The 15,013-nt window shown below is 33.3% G+C and carries 14 protein-coding genes, 1 riboswitch and 2 other annotated features; of the genes, 11 read left to right on the top strand and 3 right to left on the bottom strand.

What is annotated here, in order from left to right; all coding sequences use genetic code 11:
* Window positions 1–99: 99 nt before the first annotated feature.
* Window positions 100–867 carry a DUF3891 family protein gene (locus tag BG05_RS20045; protein ID WP_002168438.1) on the top strand — a complete coding sequence of 256 codons (768 nt, stop codon included), beginning with the start codon at window positions 100–102 and terminating at the stop codon, window positions 865–867.
* A gap of 14 nt (window positions 868–881) precedes the next feature.
* Window positions 882–1,412, top strand: a complete 531-nt coding sequence (locus BG05_RS20040; RefSeq protein ID WP_002085719.1) for a DinB family protein — start codon at window positions 882–884, stop codon at window positions 1,410–1,412.
* 49 nt (window positions 1,413–1,461) lie between these two features.
* On the opposite strand, the gene BG05_RS20035 is transcribed toward BG05_RS20040, so the two are convergent.
* Window positions 1,462–2,829 (bottom strand): alanine/glycine:cation symporter family protein, encoded by a 1,368-nt coding sequence (locus BG05_RS20035; protein WP_002012784.1) that lies wholly within the window; start codon window positions 2,827–2,829, stop codon window positions 1,462–1,464.
* A gap of 107 nt (window positions 2,830–2,936) precedes the next feature.
* A riboswitch (glycine riboswitch) is annotated at window positions 2,937–3,056 on the bottom strand.
* A 426-nt stretch (window positions 3,057–3,482) separates the two neighbouring features.
* On the opposite strand from BG05_RS20035, the gene BG05_RS20030 reads away from it, so the two are divergent.
* The 6 genes from BG05_RS20030 to thrS all read left to right on the top strand — a co-directional run bounded on the left by BG05_RS20030 (window position 3,483) and on the right by thrS (window position 9,555).
* Window positions 3,483–4,301, top strand: coding sequence for a hypothetical protein (locus BG05_RS20030; RefSeq protein WP_002168437.1), 819 nt, complete (start codon window positions 3,483–3,485; stop codon window positions 4,299–4,301).
* Between the two features lie 210 nt (window positions 4,302–4,511).
* The gene (locus tag BG05_RS20025) at window positions 4,512–4,715 is read left to right on the top strand and encodes a PhzF family phenazine biosynthesis protein (RefSeq protein WP_003189105.1); all 204 of its coding nucleotides are present in this window, start codon (window positions 4,512–4,514) and stop codon (window positions 4,713–4,715) included.
* A 24-nt stretch (window positions 4,716–4,739) separates the two neighbouring features.
* Complete coding sequence (locus BG05_RS20020) at window positions 4,740–5,369, top strand: YdbC family protein (RefSeq protein ID WP_002085712.1); 630 nt, start codon at window positions 4,740–4,742, stop codon at window positions 5,367–5,369.
* A 99-nt stretch (window positions 5,370–5,468) separates the two neighbouring features.
* Window positions 5,469–5,834, top strand: a complete 366-nt coding sequence (locus tag BG05_RS20015; RefSeq protein WP_002031902.1) for a VOC family protein — start codon at window positions 5,469–5,471, stop codon at window positions 5,832–5,834.
* Window positions 5,835–6,278: 444 nt separating this feature from the next.
* Complete coding sequence (locus BG05_RS20005; protein WP_002085707.1) at window positions 6,279–6,986, top strand: pseudouridine synthase; 708 nt, start codon at window positions 6,279–6,281, stop codon at window positions 6,984–6,986.
* A 121-nt stretch (window positions 6,987–7,107) separates the two neighbouring features.
* Window positions 7,108–7,331: a binding site (T-box leader), on the top strand.
* A 37-nt stretch (window positions 7,332–7,368) separates the two neighbouring features.
* Window positions 7,369–7,591: a binding site (T-box leader), on the top strand.
* Between the two features lie 44 nt (window positions 7,592–7,635).
* A complete protein-coding gene (thrS, locus tag BG05_RS20000; RefSeq protein ID WP_003189110.1) occupies window positions 7,636–9,555 on the top strand; it encodes a threonine--tRNA ligase in 1,920 nt (639 codons plus the stop codon).
* A 165-nt stretch (window positions 9,556–9,720) separates the two neighbouring features.
* Here the strand turns inward: thrS and BG05_RS19995 are convergent, their stop codons facing one another.
* A complete protein-coding gene (locus BG05_RS19995; RefSeq protein ID WP_002127301.1) occupies window positions 9,721–9,939 on the bottom strand; it encodes a helix-turn-helix domain-containing protein in 219 nt (72 codons plus the stop codon).
* Between the two features lie 10 nt (window positions 9,940–9,949).
* Window positions 9,950–10,432, bottom strand: coding sequence for a DUF2975 domain-containing protein (locus BG05_RS19990; RefSeq protein ID WP_002127302.1), 483 nt, complete (start codon window positions 10,430–10,432; stop codon window positions 9,950–9,952).
* A 389-nt stretch (window positions 10,433–10,821) separates the two neighbouring features.
* Here BG05_RS19990 and BG05_RS19985 point away from each other — a divergent pair, with 389 nt between their 5' ends.
* The 3 genes from BG05_RS19985 (at window position 10,822) to BG05_RS19975 (ending at window position 14,750) form a co-directional block, all read left to right on the top strand.
* Window positions 10,822–11,589, top strand: coding sequence for an ABC transporter ATP-binding protein (locus BG05_RS19985; RefSeq protein WP_002127303.1), 768 nt, complete (start codon window positions 10,822–10,824; stop codon window positions 11,587–11,589).
* A 13-nt stretch (window positions 11,590–11,602) separates the two neighbouring features.
* Window positions 11,603–13,486 (top strand): ABC transporter permease, encoded by a 1,884-nt coding sequence (locus BG05_RS19980; RefSeq protein ID WP_003189117.1) that lies wholly within the window; start codon window positions 11,603–11,605, stop codon window positions 13,484–13,486.
* Window positions 13,487–13,718: 232 nt separating this feature from the next.
* Window positions 13,719–14,750 carry an alpha/beta hydrolase gene (locus BG05_RS19975; RefSeq protein ID WP_003189119.1) on the top strand — a complete coding sequence of 344 codons (1,032 nt, stop codon included), beginning with the start codon at window positions 13,719–13,721 and terminating at the stop codon, window positions 14,748–14,750.
* Window positions 14,751–15,013: the final 263 nt, after the last annotated feature.

The following is a 15,013-nucleotide window of genomic DNA, read 5'->3' as shown; positions in this document are numbered from 1 at the left end:
TTTCGTTGAAAGAAACTGAATCCCTGCTAATATTTAGGGATTAATTAAGAATTGATGCATACAACAAGCTGTAATATGAGGATGAGGGGGAATATACGGATGATTTTTCGTGAAAAGAATGAGAAAGAAAGTATATTAATACGTCAACATGATCATGGTTTTTTAGCTGGTGAAATTGCAAGACATATAATAGAAGATTTTTTTGAAGATAAAATATACTTAAAAGAGACAATTGATGCTATATATGAGCATGATAGAGGATGGATAGAGCTTGATAAAGTACCAATTTTGAATGATACTAAAAATATTCCATATACATTTATGGATTGTCCAAGTTCATTACGCTTTGTTTTTTATACGATTGGTTTGAATGCAATTGAAGAGTCAAATCCATACGGGGCGCTACTTTGTAGTAAGCACTTTTTATCATTTTCATTAAATGAGGAAGATGAAGAGATGATGTCTTTTTATAAAAATGAATTGGAACGACAAAAAAGAATTTTGAAAACGTTAACAAAAGAACAATATGCGATGTTTGATAAACATTATAGATTATTAAAGTTTTGTGATGAACTTTCTTTATATGTATGTATGAATAAACCTGGTGTAAAAAAGAAAGATGAAATTGATTTATTTAAAGATGGTTTTGAAGGAACAGAAATGTTTAATAGTAAGGGGGAGAAGCCTATTCAAGCTGAATGGGTGGATGAAGAAACAATTCAAATTACATCGTTTCCATTTAAAACGGAATTTTATACATATGTAAAATATAAAACTATAAATAAACATGAAGTTAAAGAAAAAGGGATTGTAAAAGCTGATAGAGAATCGGAAATGAAGAAGCAAAACATTCGTTTCATACAATAAGGAGGAGATTTAGATTGAAAGATTACATGTTAAAACAGTTTGATTACCATGCTTGGGCTAATACACGATTATTCAACCGACTAAAAGAGTTACCAAACTATGAGACAATTTTTAATGAACAGATACAGAGTGTATTCCCATCAATTAAGGATACTTTTGTACATATTTATATTACAGATCAAGTGTGGTTACACATATTGCATGGTAAAAGTATGAGTGAAGTAATACAAGACCGAGAAAAATTACGAAAACAAATCGAAACTAAATCGTTACATGAATTAGAAAAAATGTTTGAAAACATGGCAAATCAATATAAAGAATTTTTAAGTAGAATACAAGACGTAAATACTGTATTTGTTATTGAGAACCCATATGCAGGTGCATTAGACACTTCCATTTTAGAGTTAGTGCAACACGTCGTAAATCATGGTACATATCATAGAGGGAATATAACAGCAATGATCCGTCAACTTGGTTATTCATCTACAATGATGGATTTTGTACTTTATTTACATATGGTTCAGGAGGGAAAGGAATTGAAATAGAGAAAAAAGGAATGGCTTATTATAAATGAGCCATTCCTTGTTTTAGTGATTAACTTGCCTGTTTTTTATGACTTTCTTTCAATTTCTCTGCTTGTAAAAAGCGATTCGTTTCAGCGACAACAATACCACTTAATCCGATTAGACCAATTAAGTTTGGAATCGCCATAAGTCCATTTGCAATATCGGCAAATGTCCATACGACACCTAGCTTTAAATTAGCACCTATTGCAATCATAACGATAAAGATTGCTTTATAATATCGTACAGCACCTTGTCCAAATAAATAAGCTACACACTTCTCTCCGTAATACGACCAACCTAAAATAGTAGAGTAGGCGAATAATATAATGGCGATACCGAGAATCATACTACCAGCAGTACCGAATACGGATTGGAATGCTAATGTTGTAGCTTCAACACCAGTTTTACCTGATTTCCATGCGCCTGTAGTAATTAATACTAGCCCCGTAATTGTACATACAATAAATGTATCTAGAAAAGTACCAGTCATAGAAACTAAAGCTTGTTTTGCAGGTGAATCTGTTTTGGCAGCAGCCGCAGCAATAGGAGCACTTCCTAAACCAGCCTCGTTAGCAAATACACCACGTGCCATTCCTATTTGAATTGCAGATGCAACTGTTGCTCCGATAAAACCACCAGCAGCTGCAGTACCTTGAAATGCACCAGAAAAAATAAGTGAAAATGCTTCTGGAATTTGATCAAAGTGATAGAAAATAATAATAAGGCCAGCGATTATATAAAAGAATGCTTTAATAGGAACGATATATCCAGTAACTCTACCAATCTTTTTTACACCGCCCAAAATAACGATAGCGATTAAGAATGACATGAGTATACCAGTTAATGCAGGAGGGAAAGAAAAATTGATTCGCATTGCCTCTGCAACCGAATTAGATTGAACCATATTACCGATACCGAAAGAAGCAGCTGTGCCGAATATAGCGAATAAAACAGCCAGCCATTTTTTCCCTAAACCACGTTCTAAATAATACATTGGTCCACCGGAGTATTCACCATTTTCATTACTAACACGGTATTTCACCGCAAGGATTGCTTCGGCATACTTTGTTGCCATTCCAAATAAAGCAGTAATCCACATCCAAAAGATTGCGCCGGGTCCACCGATTGTCACAGCAGTTGCGACACCTGCTATATTTCCCATACCAATCGTTGCAGCCATAGCTGTCATCAGTGCTTGGAAGTGACTAATATCTCCAGAAGATGATGTATCCTCTGATTTTTTAAAAGCTAGTTTGTGAGCGTATATTAGTTTACTAAATTGTAAACCTTTTAAGCGCACTGTGAGAATGATACCAGTTCCAACAAGTAGCAACAAAGTTGGTAACCCCCACACATACTGATTAATTTGTTCTAATACTTTACTTACTGTCTCCATCTGTATTCTCCTTTTTTAGAAAAAATAAAAACCACTTCAAGGAAATGAAATGGTCTCTGGAGAAACAAGGGATAGAAAAATAAACCGATACAAATCGGCATTTTCTTTCGCTTGTCTCTGTCCTTTTACCTGAGAGATTATCCGCTAGATTAGCGGATTTGCTCCTTCGGTGCTCGTTTTCCTCCGCGCTATATTAAGCGAGAGGGAGTCTCTCCAGAGATTCGTCCCCATGCAGTTCTACTTGTAAACAAGACCTGAGAGTTTCAAAGTTGGTTCAGCAACTTTTTGCCCCGTCGGTAGATCAATAGACCTTCTCCTGAATGGTTCATCCGAATTATAAAATTAAAAACTTAAACGCATTGATTCTGTATAGAATCAATAAAAACATTATAGATATACAATTAGTGAAATGCAATCATTTTTTATTTTGAAATAGTAAATAAACTTATTTTTTTGGTATTCCTAATTTATCTTCTATTTTATGATCTCAGGAGAGATTACTTATTATATATTCGAAAAATGAATGGTGATAAAAGAGATAGGACGTAACAATGTAGGATTATTTATGTCTTACTTTCAAATTTTCAATTCTGAATTATAATTGTTGTATGTGTGGAATAAACCAATATTTTATAGGGAAATGAGTTGATAAATTGCCAAGAATAAAAAAAATAGGGCGTTTTTGTCCTGTGGATGATGAAGGATTTATTATAAACGATGCACATTTTAATAAAATTCAGCCTGTGTTTTTGGAGGTAATACAAGAAATAAAGGATACTTGTTGTCAATTTTTGCGGGATGATTTGCACAGTGTTTATATAAGGGGTTCTATTCCAAGAGGGATTGGGATAGAAGGGGTTGCAGATGTAGATATGATTATATTAGTTCGAAAGAATCCTCAAGTAATTGACTTAAGCTGGAGCAAGGAGCTAGAAGTCCAAATTACACAGCAGTTTAATTGTATATCAGGAGTGGAATTAAGTTTTTATAGTGAAAAAGAAGTAATAAACTCAGAGGATTTTTCTTTTATAGGATTTATGATTCAGACACATAGTGTATGTATATTAGGTGAAGACGTAAAATTATATTTACCTAAATATAAAGTAAGTCAGGAGATAGCGTATGAACATCTCATTCATTTGCGGAAACAAATTGAACAAACACACGAAGAGTTAATTCATAATAAGGACGTGGATGATATAGAGGATTGTTGTCGTTGGATCATGAAGATTGTAGTCAGGGCAGGTCTAGCATTAACAATTGATAGAGAAGGGCTGTATTCCAGGGACTTATATCCAGCATATGAGTTATTTAGTAAGCATTTTCCCGAACAAGAAAAAAATATGAGGAAAGCACTACAATATGTAATTGAACCGATAAAAGATATAGAAGAAATCTTATCATTTTTAGATACGTTTGGTGATTGGTTGATAGAAAAAGCAGAGGATTCTTTGAAAAATATACAAATTTAATAAACTATAATTTCGTTATGTAAACAGATTGTGTTGAAGAATAGAAGAGAGGAGAGATATTGGGATTTTTACATTGTGGATGTATTCTCGCAAGGCAAGTATTCAGGTAATCAACTTGCGTTATTTATGGAAAATTAGGGATTTTCTAGTTGGGAAATCAATGATCTTAATGTCCGTGATTTTGCAGATTATTATGGAATCACAGAGGATGTGGCAACAGGAAGCTCAAATGGATGTTTAGCGGCGTATCTTATAAAATATCGTTATCTTGGAACGAAAAAGATAAATATGCATGTTGGACAAGGGGATGAGATAAATCGCCATTCTCTAATACATATAGAAGCAGAGGTGATTGAGAGTAAAATTAATGTTTGCGTTGGTGGAAAAATAGAAAGTATTGCAAGTGGGAAATGAACCGTATCATAAGGGGGATTAGAAATGCTATTAAAAACAATATTTTGCAAGGTGGAAGAAGAGAAAAGGGAATTGTTTTCTGATGCGCAAGAAAAATGGCGTGATTTACAGTATTTAGACGGATTCTATGGACAATTTGGTGGGTGGAATGAAGGGGAAGCGTGTGTATATACTTTATGGGAAGATAGAAATGCATATCAATCATTCATGAATGATGCTCATGATACAATTTTTTTAAATAGTAATCAAGAAGGCACATATATTTCCTGTAATATTGAAATGTTTCAAACGTTGTATGATATAACAGAAACTCCTTTGAAAGACGTAACTGCACAAGGATCATTTGTAAGAGTTGCAATTTGCGATGTGAAAGAAGGAAAAGAAAAGTATTTTTTACATACGCAAGAAACAATTTGGAATAAAGGAATGGAAAATGCAAAAGGAATGTTAGGTGGAGTTGTTGGGAAGTCTTTAAAGACTGAAAATCGTTACATAGTATTAACGTATTGGCAAGATGAAATAGCACATGAACTCTATATGAAAGAAATTTTCCCAGAGTTATATCAGTTAGCAAATGTAAATGAGTATGTTGAAAATATAAATGGGAAGAGAGTTATTCGGGAGGAAGAATGGTCTGTTGCCGCTTCTAAATAAAGTTAGAACTTATTAAAGTAGCTAGTTTCGAAAAATTCGATACAGAACATTAGTTCTTGTATAATTACTTTGTACAAGAATAAGAGGGGAGATATTTAAATGAGTAGAGTTTTAAGATTTGAATTGCAAGTCCCAAACCCTGAAGAAGCTATTCAATTTTATACAAATAGTTTTGGATGGAAGTTTGAAAAAATGCCTGGGCCACATGACTATTGGTTCATAATTACAGGTGAGAGTGATAGACCTGGTATCGATGGTGGATTAATGAAATCACCTGATGGTGCTACTAGGACAACTAATTCGATTGAAGTACCTTCAGTTGATGAGTACATAAATAAAGTTATTGAAAATGGTGGACAAGTAGTTGTACCTAAAACTGCTATTCCTAATATGGGTTACTTTGCTTATTGTATAGATAATCAAGGGCTTCTTTTTGGAGTATGTGAAGAAAATAGTGAAGCGTAAAAAATTAGGGGAGTTCGAGATTATTTTGTTTGTTGAACGATGTTTTCTATCAAAGATTATAATTATTGAACACTTTTGTATAAAAACTAGTATTCGTTTAGTTGAAGAAGGATCCATTTTGATTATTTTCAAAAGGGTTCTTTTTTATTTTTCACATATTGTGAGTTATTTAGGCATGATTAATCAAACTTATATCGGTATATTATCTATGAAAAAAGTAAATAAATGATGTTATATTCAAGGGTTAATCTATTGACTGCTAAACAGTTTGAGGTGAAAAGGAAAAGAGGACCAATTATTTTCGTGTAAACATGTAATTAAGTGAAGACGTCATATACCCTTTCATGTTAATATATTTAAGTTATAATAGGAGGCTTACCCTTTTGTATTGTACGGTAGAAGCAGTGTGAGCTTGAAATTTTTTATGAAAAGGATGTGCCTAACTTGCGTATCAATAAATTTATTAGTGAAGCTGGAAAAGCGTCTCGACGTGGAGCAGATAAGTTAATTAACGAGAGAAAAGTAATTATTAACGGTAAGGTTGCAAAAATTGGTGACCAAGTAAATCCAGGTGATGACGTACGAGTAAATGGAGAGCAACTTCGTATTGCTCGAGACCATGTGTATATCGCTTTAAATAAACCAGTAGGTATTACATGTACAAGTGAAAAAGCCGTAAAAGGTAATATTATCGATTTAGTGAATCATCCTTTACGAATTAATCACATCGGACGTCTCGATAAAGACTCAGATGGTTTAATTTTGTTAACGAATGATGGCGATATCGTTAATGAGATTTTACGTGCTGAAAACAAACATGAGAAAGAATATATCGTTTCAGTAGATAAGCCGATTACACCGGAGTTTTTAGAGAAAATGGCAGCAGGTGTTAAAATTTTAGATACAAAAACACTTCCTTGTGAAGTAACACAGTTATCAAAATATGAGTTCCAAATTATTTTAACACAGGGGCTAAATCGTCAAATTCGCCGTATGTGTGAAGCTTTGGGTTATCAAGTATACACGTTAAAACGTACGAGAATTATGAATATTGAGTTGAATAATTTACCAGTCGGACAGTGGAGAGATTTATCGAAAAAAGAGAAAAAACGCCTATTTTCAGACTTAAATTACGAACCACAAGATTGGTAAAAAAGAGAAGGGGAGACCAAAAAATGTTTTTGGTTTCTTTTTTTTGAATAAAAGATATATTTTTAACACTTGTAAAAATAAAATGAATAGGATATATTAAATAACAATAAATGTATTTGTTACAAAAGCAAAGAAAAGGACACGAGTTATTTTAAACGGTTATACAGAGAAGGAAGGAAAGCTGAGAACTTCCTAACGCAGTAAAATAACTTACCACCTTAGAGCTGCACTGGGGAAATCAAGTATCTAGTGCCGTGTAAGCGACGTTATCGCAAAAGAAGCCATTATGTTTTTTGTGATGGGAATCTGGGTGGAACCACGAATATAAGCATATTCGTCCCTATTTACTAGGGATGAATATGCTTTTTTATATTTTATTTCATAATAAGCGAAGAAAAGGACACGAGTTATTTTAAACGGTTATACAGAGAAGGAAGAAAAGCTGAGAACTTCCTAACGCAGTAAAATAACTTACCACCTTAGAGCTGCACTGGGGAAATCAAGTATCTAGTGCCGTGTAAACGACGTTACCGTAAAAGAAGCCATTGTATATTTGCGATGGGAATCTGGGTGGAACCACGGGTAAAAGCACACTCGTCCCTATTTTAGGGATGAGTGTGCTTTTTATTATGAAATGGAGAGATGAAAAATGAAAGAACAGATGATCGAAATTAAATTTCCAGATGGTAGCGTTAAAGAATTTGTGAAAGGCATTACTTTAGAAGAAATTGCTGGGGCAATTAGTAGTAGCTTGAAAAAGAAAGCAGTCGCAGGAAAAGTTAATGATCAGTCTTTTGATTTACGACGAAACATTGAAGAAAGTGCGAAAGTTGAAATCATTACTATGGATTCAGATGAAGGGGTAAAAATTGCAAGACACTCTGCGGCACATATATTAGCGCAAGCTGTAAAAAGAATTTATGGTGATGTAAACCTTGGTGTAGGGCCAGTCATTGAAAATGGATTTTATTATGACATGGATCTTCCAAGTAGTGTAAACGTAGAAGATTTACCGAAAATAGAAAAAGAAATGAAAAATATTATAAATGAAAATGTAAAGATAGAGCGAGTTGAGGTTTCTCGAGAAGAAGCAAAAGAATTGTTTCAAGAAATGAATGATAGTTTGAAATTAGAGCTTTTAGAAGCAATTCCTAATGGAGAAAGTGTAACACTGTATAAACAAGGTGAATTTGTAGATTTATGTAGAGGACCACATTTGCCATCTACTGGTTATTTGAAAGCATTTCAATTAACTCATGTTTCTGGTGCATATTGGCGAGGTGATAGTAACAATCAAGTGCTTCAGCGTATATATGGTGTTGCTTTCTCTTCTCAACAAAAATTAGAAGAGTATTTACATTTTGTTGAGGAGGCCGCAAAGAGAAATCATCGGAAATTAGGTAGTGAACTTGAATTGTTTATGTTTTCGGAAGAGGCTCCGGGAATGCCTTTTTACTTGCCAAAAGGACAGATTATTCGCAATGAATTAGAAGCATTTTTAAGAGAAATTCAAAATGAGTACAATTATCAAGAAGTGCGTACTCCATTTATGATGAATCAAGAATTATGGGAGAAGTCAGGACACTGGGGACATTACAAAGACAATATGTATTTCTCAGAAGTAGATCATAAAAGTTTTGCGTTAAAACCGATGAATTGCCCAGGCCATATGCTTATGTTTAAAAATAAATTACATTCTTATCGTGAATTACCGATTCGTATGTGTGAGTTCGGTCAAGTGCATCGACATGAATTTAGTGGCGCTTTAAACGGATTATTAAGAGTTCGTACTTTCTGCCAAGATGATGCTCATTTATTTGTAACACCAGAACAAATTGAAGATGAAATCAAATCAGTGTTGGCGCAAATTGACTATGTGTATAAAACTTTTGGTTTCGAGTATGAAGTAGAGCTTTCTACTCGTCCAGAAGATTCAATGGGTGATGATAAATTATGGGAGCAAGCAGAATTGGCATTAGAAAATGTATTACAGTCATTAAATTATAAATATAGATTAAATGAAGGTGACGGTGCATTCTACGGTCCGAAAATTGATTTCCATATTAAAGATGCTTTAAATAGAAGTCATCAGTGCGGAACAGTCCAACTTGATTTCCAAATGCCAGAAAAATTTGATTTAAATTATATAGATGAAAATAATGAAAAAAGAAGACCAGTTGTCATTCACCGAGCAGTTTTAGGATCTTTAGACCGTTTTTTAGCAATATTAATTGAGCACTTTGGAGGCGCGTTCCCAGCATGGGTGGCACCAGTTCAAGTGAAAGTAATTCCAGTTTCAAATGCAGTGCATGAACAATATATAAATAGGATTGCAGATAAATTAGCACAAGCCGGAATTCGTGTCGAACGAGATATACGAGATGAAAAGTTAGGATATAAAATTAGAGAAGCGCAAATGCAAAAAGTTCCGTATGTTCTTGTTATTGGGGATAAGGAAATGGAAAGCGAAGCTGTAAATGTACGGAAATATGGTGAAGAGAAGTCAGAAGTTGTTGAACTAGATGCGTTTGTGGAAAGTATGAAAGAGGAAATTAAAAATAGGAAATAGAGATTGATAATAAAACACACCATTAATATGTAATACTGAAGTTAAAGTAATTAAAGGTATATTAAATAACAATAATAAACGCAGAGAAGGGATAGCTTAATTGCTATCCCTTCATCTTAATTTTACAATCTAATCCCATTGGTTGAAGAAAGTTGTTATTTGTTTTTATTGAGTGTATTCGTCGCTTTTGTACTCCAAAATATCACCTGGTTGACAATCTAAAGTCTTACATATCGCTTCCAATGTTGAAAAACGAACCGCTTTTGCTTTCCCATTTTTCAGAATGGAAAGATTCGCCATCGTAATCCCAACCCTCTCCGAAAGCTCCGTTACGCTCATTTTTCGTTTTGCTAACATCACATCAATATTAATAATAATTGTCATATTCTCCACCTCAGACCGTTAAATCATTTTCTGATTTTATATTAATAGCTTCTTGTAAAAGCCTTTGGAGAACAGCAGCAAAAACGGCAATCACCATAGAGGCGAAAATGATGGTCAATCCGATTGGTATGAAACTTGGAGGATCAATTTTTTTCGCCATGAGATAGTAGAGTGGCATACCTAGCAAGTACAAGGTACTGATCGTGATGGCACAGTATTTTATATTCTTTAAAGCCTTTACCGATAATTCCGAGAACGCTTGGTTCTTATCAATATAGCTTAAAAGTTTAAAAGCTTGATACAGAGCAAAGTAAAAAGGTATCGCTGCCGCGTACATATCGATTAAAACGAGAGATTTCATATAAGCAATATCTGGATACAATTCTCCAGCGAAATTCCCAATCTTAGGCACCAAAAATATGCACAATGCAAGAACTGGGAATCCTATAAAAATAATAGCTAGCTTTAAAAAGAGTGTCGTAACTTGTTTCATAAAAAGCACCTCACTTATGTAATAACAACATGATTTTATCATGCGATTTATCGTTTTGCAATAAAAATGTATTGTTTTTTATTGTGTTATTATTTTTATTGAAATATCTTTTAAATTTTGATAACAATAAAAAGCATTTCTCATTCCAAAGAAATGCTCTTATGAAGTGGTTTGTTTTTTTTAACCTTACAAAAATGTAAGGTAAATGTAAGGGAAATCGAATGAAAGGATTTTAGAAAAGTGAGAATATTAAGCAGAGAAATCGTTTGTATTTCTTATGTATCTCAATCTGCATTTGGAAAATTTAAAAATTCTTAAGAATTTTTATGAGAAAAATATAAGAAATATATGGGAAATTTATACTATACAAAAGGGATGGAGTGAAAGAGATGTCAACAAATGTAGTTACTGTAGAAAGTGTAGAAAAAACGTATGGGAAAAGAAATGAGAATCAGTCAAAAGCATTAAGGGGTGTTTCATTAAGTATTAAAGAAGGAGAGTTTGTAGGGATTATGGGTCCTTCTGGATCTGGTAAAACGACATTATTAAATGTGATTAGTACACTTGATCAAGCGACAGGTGGTAGTGTAACAATAGCTGGCACAAATATTACTTCTATGAAGGGGAATGCATTATCAGATTTTCGTTCTCAAAAACTAGGATTTATTTTTCAAGACTTTAATCTACTAGAAAATTTATCAATTTATGAAAATATCGCTTTACCACTTTCCCTGCAAGGCGTACCGTCAAGTGAGATTACTGGAAAAGTAAATGGGGTTGCGACGAAATTAGGGATTACTGAAATTTTAACAAAATATCCGACTGCTGTTTCTGGTGGACAAAAACAAAGAACAGCGGCAGCACGAGCTTTAGTACATAATCCGGCAATCGTATTAGCAGATGAACCGACAGGAGCACTTGATAGTAAAAATGCAAAAAGTTTATTAGAAGCGATGCAAGATTTACATGAAAATCACAATGTAAGTATTTTGATGGTAACACACGATGCATTTAGTGCGAGCTATTGTGAACGTATTTTATTTATACAGGATGGACTTCTTTATAAAGAGTTAAAACGTCAAGGAACACGAGAAAATTTCTATCAAGATATTTTAGGTGTGCTTGCCCAAATGGGCTCAGCAACTGAGTCGAAGTAAGGGGGGCGAGACTATGTTATTCAAATTATCACGTCATAGTATGAAAAAAATGTTAAAGGATTATATGGTTTTACTTATTGGTCTAGTCATTAGTATTAGTATTTTTTACATGTTCCAAACGATGGCGATGAATAGTGAATTTACAAAAGATAATAGTCTTATTAGTAGTATTAGGCTCGTCTTCTGGGTTGGTGCAATATTGCTTTCTTTCATTACAGTTTTTTATATCATATATGCCAATTCTTTTTTACTTACATTAAGAAGAAAAGAACTCGGTATGTACATGATGCTTGGAGCGAAAAAGAAAAAAGTAGCGCAATTATTATTTATTGAGACTTTTGGTATGGGGATTGTCAGTATTATTATCGGTATTTTAGTAGGAATAGTACTTGCTAGTGTAGCAGGAAATTTTTTAATGAATGGAATGGAAATTTCAGCAAAAGGTAATTACGCATCTGTGTACACACCAGCTATATTAGTTACATCTATTTTCTTCTTAATATTATTTTTCATTACTGGTTTAATGAATAGTTTCCGATTATTACGTAAAACAGAATTAGAGTTAATACGTGAAGATGAAACGCAAGATGAGGTGAAGAAAAGTAAGACTCGCACTGTTATTATGACAGTACTAGGTGTATTGCTAGTAAGTACAGGATACTATTTTATGGTGAATATAAAAATGTTTGCTGAACTAGGATTTATAATAGCGACAATTGTTACGACAGTAGGAACGTATTTCATTTTTAGCTCGTTGCTCCCACTTTTTGTAATAAAAATTAAGGGAAATAAAAAACGAAATGAAACGGGATTAAATAGTTTTACTTATGCACAGTTACGTTTTCGAGTAACTAGTTTATCGAGGGTACTAGGCACTGTAGCGATGTTAATTGCATTAGGTGCAGGTGCAATGACAGCAGGTATGGCGTTTCAAAAGAATGTAGGCATTATGACAGACTTCTCACGTGTATATGATGTCGTAATTCATGATCCAAATGAACAAGATAAAGCGGCATTAAAAGAAATGGAAATTGTTGAAGAAAGCAAGTATAAGTATAAAGTAGATGGAGAAGCGGTTTATTATTTACGTAACGACTTAACTGAAAAACCACCACTTATTTCAGATCATTTTGATACAAAGACTTTAAAAGAACCTGCTCGTAAACGTGTGGCTACACCTTTAACTGAACCTGTCTATTCTGCTTTGGAAGCTCCTGAAGTAGCGAATAAGCTTCCTCGTATGCCAAAAGATTGGGAAGATGCGGTTGTAAGAGAGATACAAATTACACATAATCAATTTAACGGAAAACCTGTAAGAATTGCAGATGAAGAGCGTTATAAAGGAATTCAAGGAACAGAACATACTGTAACATTAGCAAAAGTAGATGATATGAAAAAATATAAACCATTGTTGCTCGATATAGATAAGAGACAAAAAGAATTAATTGAAAAAACAACAGGCGCAAAAGTAGAACTATATACGAAAATGACAATTTATCAGTTCATGAATAGTTTCATGAGCGGAACAATGTTTATGGGATTTTTCCTTGGAATTGCATTTTTAGCGATGATGGCGAGTTCTCTTATGTTTAAAATATTAACAGGAGCTTCTCGTGATGTACGCCGTTATGAAATGCTACGAAAAATCGGTGTGAGGCGTAGTATGTTAACAAAAAGTATATATAAAGAAATCTCATATTTATTTATCTTCCCAGCAATTATTGGAATTTCCCACGTTTTAGTAGGGCTTAACTTATTCAGCTTCATATTAGTTGACCCATTTGTAAAAGTGTGGATGCCAATAGGAATCTTCATAGTAATTTATTTCATTTATTATTGGATTACTGTCCAACTTTATAAAGGTATGGTAATGCCGAAAGAAGAAGTGGTGAAATAGTTTAACGAAAGAGTCCTTGTTATGAAAACAAGGGCTTTTTCTGTGTTTGTGATACATAAATACGTGTATGCGAGATGTTTTCAAGTCTTTCTGTAATGAATATATAGAAAATTAAGGAAATGTTAAGGGTTTATGTAGTGGAAAGTTAAGAAATGAATGGGAGACTAATAATGTACAAACAAATTTAGATGGAATTGATATTTTTATAAATTTAAAGGAAAGGAAACGTTGTATGAGGAAGATAAAAAAATTAATAAAACTTATCGGAGTCATTACTATACTATTACTAATCATAGCGTTAGTATCTCCTACATGGACCTCGCAAATAAAGGGGGAAAACAGTATAAGTACATTAGAGCAAGTAGAGATAAATGGAAGTGGTCATGAAATTATGATACGCGGAAAAGATAAGAAGAATCCAGTTATTCTCTTTATTCATGGTGGACCAGGTTCTTCAGAAATACCATATGCTCAAAAATATCAAGACTTATTGGAAGAGAAATTCACAGTTGTTAATTACGATCAAAGGGCAAGCGGGAAATCGTATCATTTCTTTGAAGACTATTCTAACCTTTCATCAGATCTACTCGTGGAGGATTTATTAGCTATGACGGATTACGTTTCAAAACGTCTAGGCAAAGAAAAAGTAATTTTAATAGGCCATTCTTATGGTACATATATTGGAATACAGGCTGCCAACAAAGCTCCTGAAAAATATGAAGCATATATTGGCATTGGACAGATGAGCGATACAGTAGAAAGTGAGATGGATAGTTTAAACTACGTTATTGAACAGGCACAAAATGCTGGGAATGCGGATGAGGTTTCACATTTAAAAGGGTTAACTGAACAAATTAAAAATGGCGATACATATACCCCGCGAAATTATGTTGCGAAATATGGTGGAACTTCAAGACTTATTGAAAATCCAGATGGTGATAACATAGGGATGTTATTCAGTAATGAATATAACTTGTTTGACGTAATTCGTTATAACTATGGATTATCCTATTCTCAAACAGTTTTATTAGAAAAAGATTTAAAGAATCCATTACCTACTAAAGTAACTAAGCTGAATCTACCGTTTTATTTTCTTATGGGAAAATACGATTATAATACTTCATTTCTTGCAGCAAGAAAATATTTTGATATGATTGAAGCGGATAAAAAAGAATTTATTACTTTTGAGAAATCAGCTCATTATCCGCAATTTGAAGAGAAGGAAAAGTTTTATAAATGGATGTGTGAAACATTCGTCAAGTAAATCAAATGTATCCGAACTTTAGGAAATTAAAAAAATTGAGAGATTAAGTAGGTATTAGCGAGAATTTTAAAGATTTTAGATAAATATCCACGACAAATTCATGAAGCGAAGAAAAATGTAAAGACTCTTGTATGTATGAACAAGGGTCTTTTTTTTAGCTTGTTTTTTATAAAGAAGGAAAAGATTGGATAATGATCGAAAAATATAACAAGACTTCCGATAAATGACTGAAATAATAATATTTTGTCGAGAGAAAGGATATT

The organism is Bacillus mycoides, assembly GCF_000832605.1.
In the GTDB taxonomy this organism is placed as follows: Bacteria; Bacillota; Bacilli; order Bacillales; family Bacillaceae_G; genus Bacillus_A; species Bacillus_A mycoides.
This window is presented reverse-complemented; position numbering and strand designations above follow the sequence as displayed.

Bases quoted from the DNA above. Each gene is read 5' to 3' on its own strand.
- BG05_RS20045 (WP_002168438.1), top strand. From the start codon at position 100: ATGATTTTTCGTGAAAAGAATGAGAAAGAAAGTATATTAATACGTCAA.
- BG05_RS20035 (WP_002012784.1), bottom strand. From the start codon at position 2,829: ATGGAGACAGTAAGTAAAGTATTAGAACAAATTAATCAGTATGTGTGG.
- BG05_RS20020 (WP_002085712.1), top strand. From the start codon at position 4,740: ATGCTATTAAAAACAATATTTTGCAAGGTGGAAGAAGAGAAAAGGGAA.
- BG05_RS20015 (WP_002031902.1), top strand. From the start codon at position 5,469: ATGAGTAGAGTTTTAAGATTTGAATTGCAAGTCCCAAACCCTGAAGAA.
- thrS (WP_003189110.1), top strand. From the start codon at position 7,636: ATGAAAGAACAGATGATCGAAATTAAATTTCCAGATGGTAGCGTTAAA.
- BG05_RS19995 (WP_002127301.1), bottom strand. From the start codon at position 9,939: ATGACAATTATTATTAATATTGATGTGATGTTAGCAAAACGAAAAATG.
- BG05_RS19990 (WP_002127302.1), bottom strand. From the start codon at position 10,432: ATGAAACAAGTTACGACACTCTTTTTAAAGCTAGCTATTATTTTTATA.
- BG05_RS19985 (WP_002127303.1), top strand. From the start codon at position 10,822: ATGTCAACAAATGTAGTTACTGTAGAAAGTGTAGAAAAAACGTATGGG.
- BG05_RS19980 (WP_003189117.1), top strand. From the start codon at position 11,603: ATGTTATTCAAATTATCACGTCATAGTATGAAAAAAATGTTAAAGGAT.
- BG05_RS19975 (WP_003189119.1), top strand. From the start codon at position 13,719: ATGAGGAAGATAAAAAAATTAATAAAACTTATCGGAGTCATTACTATA.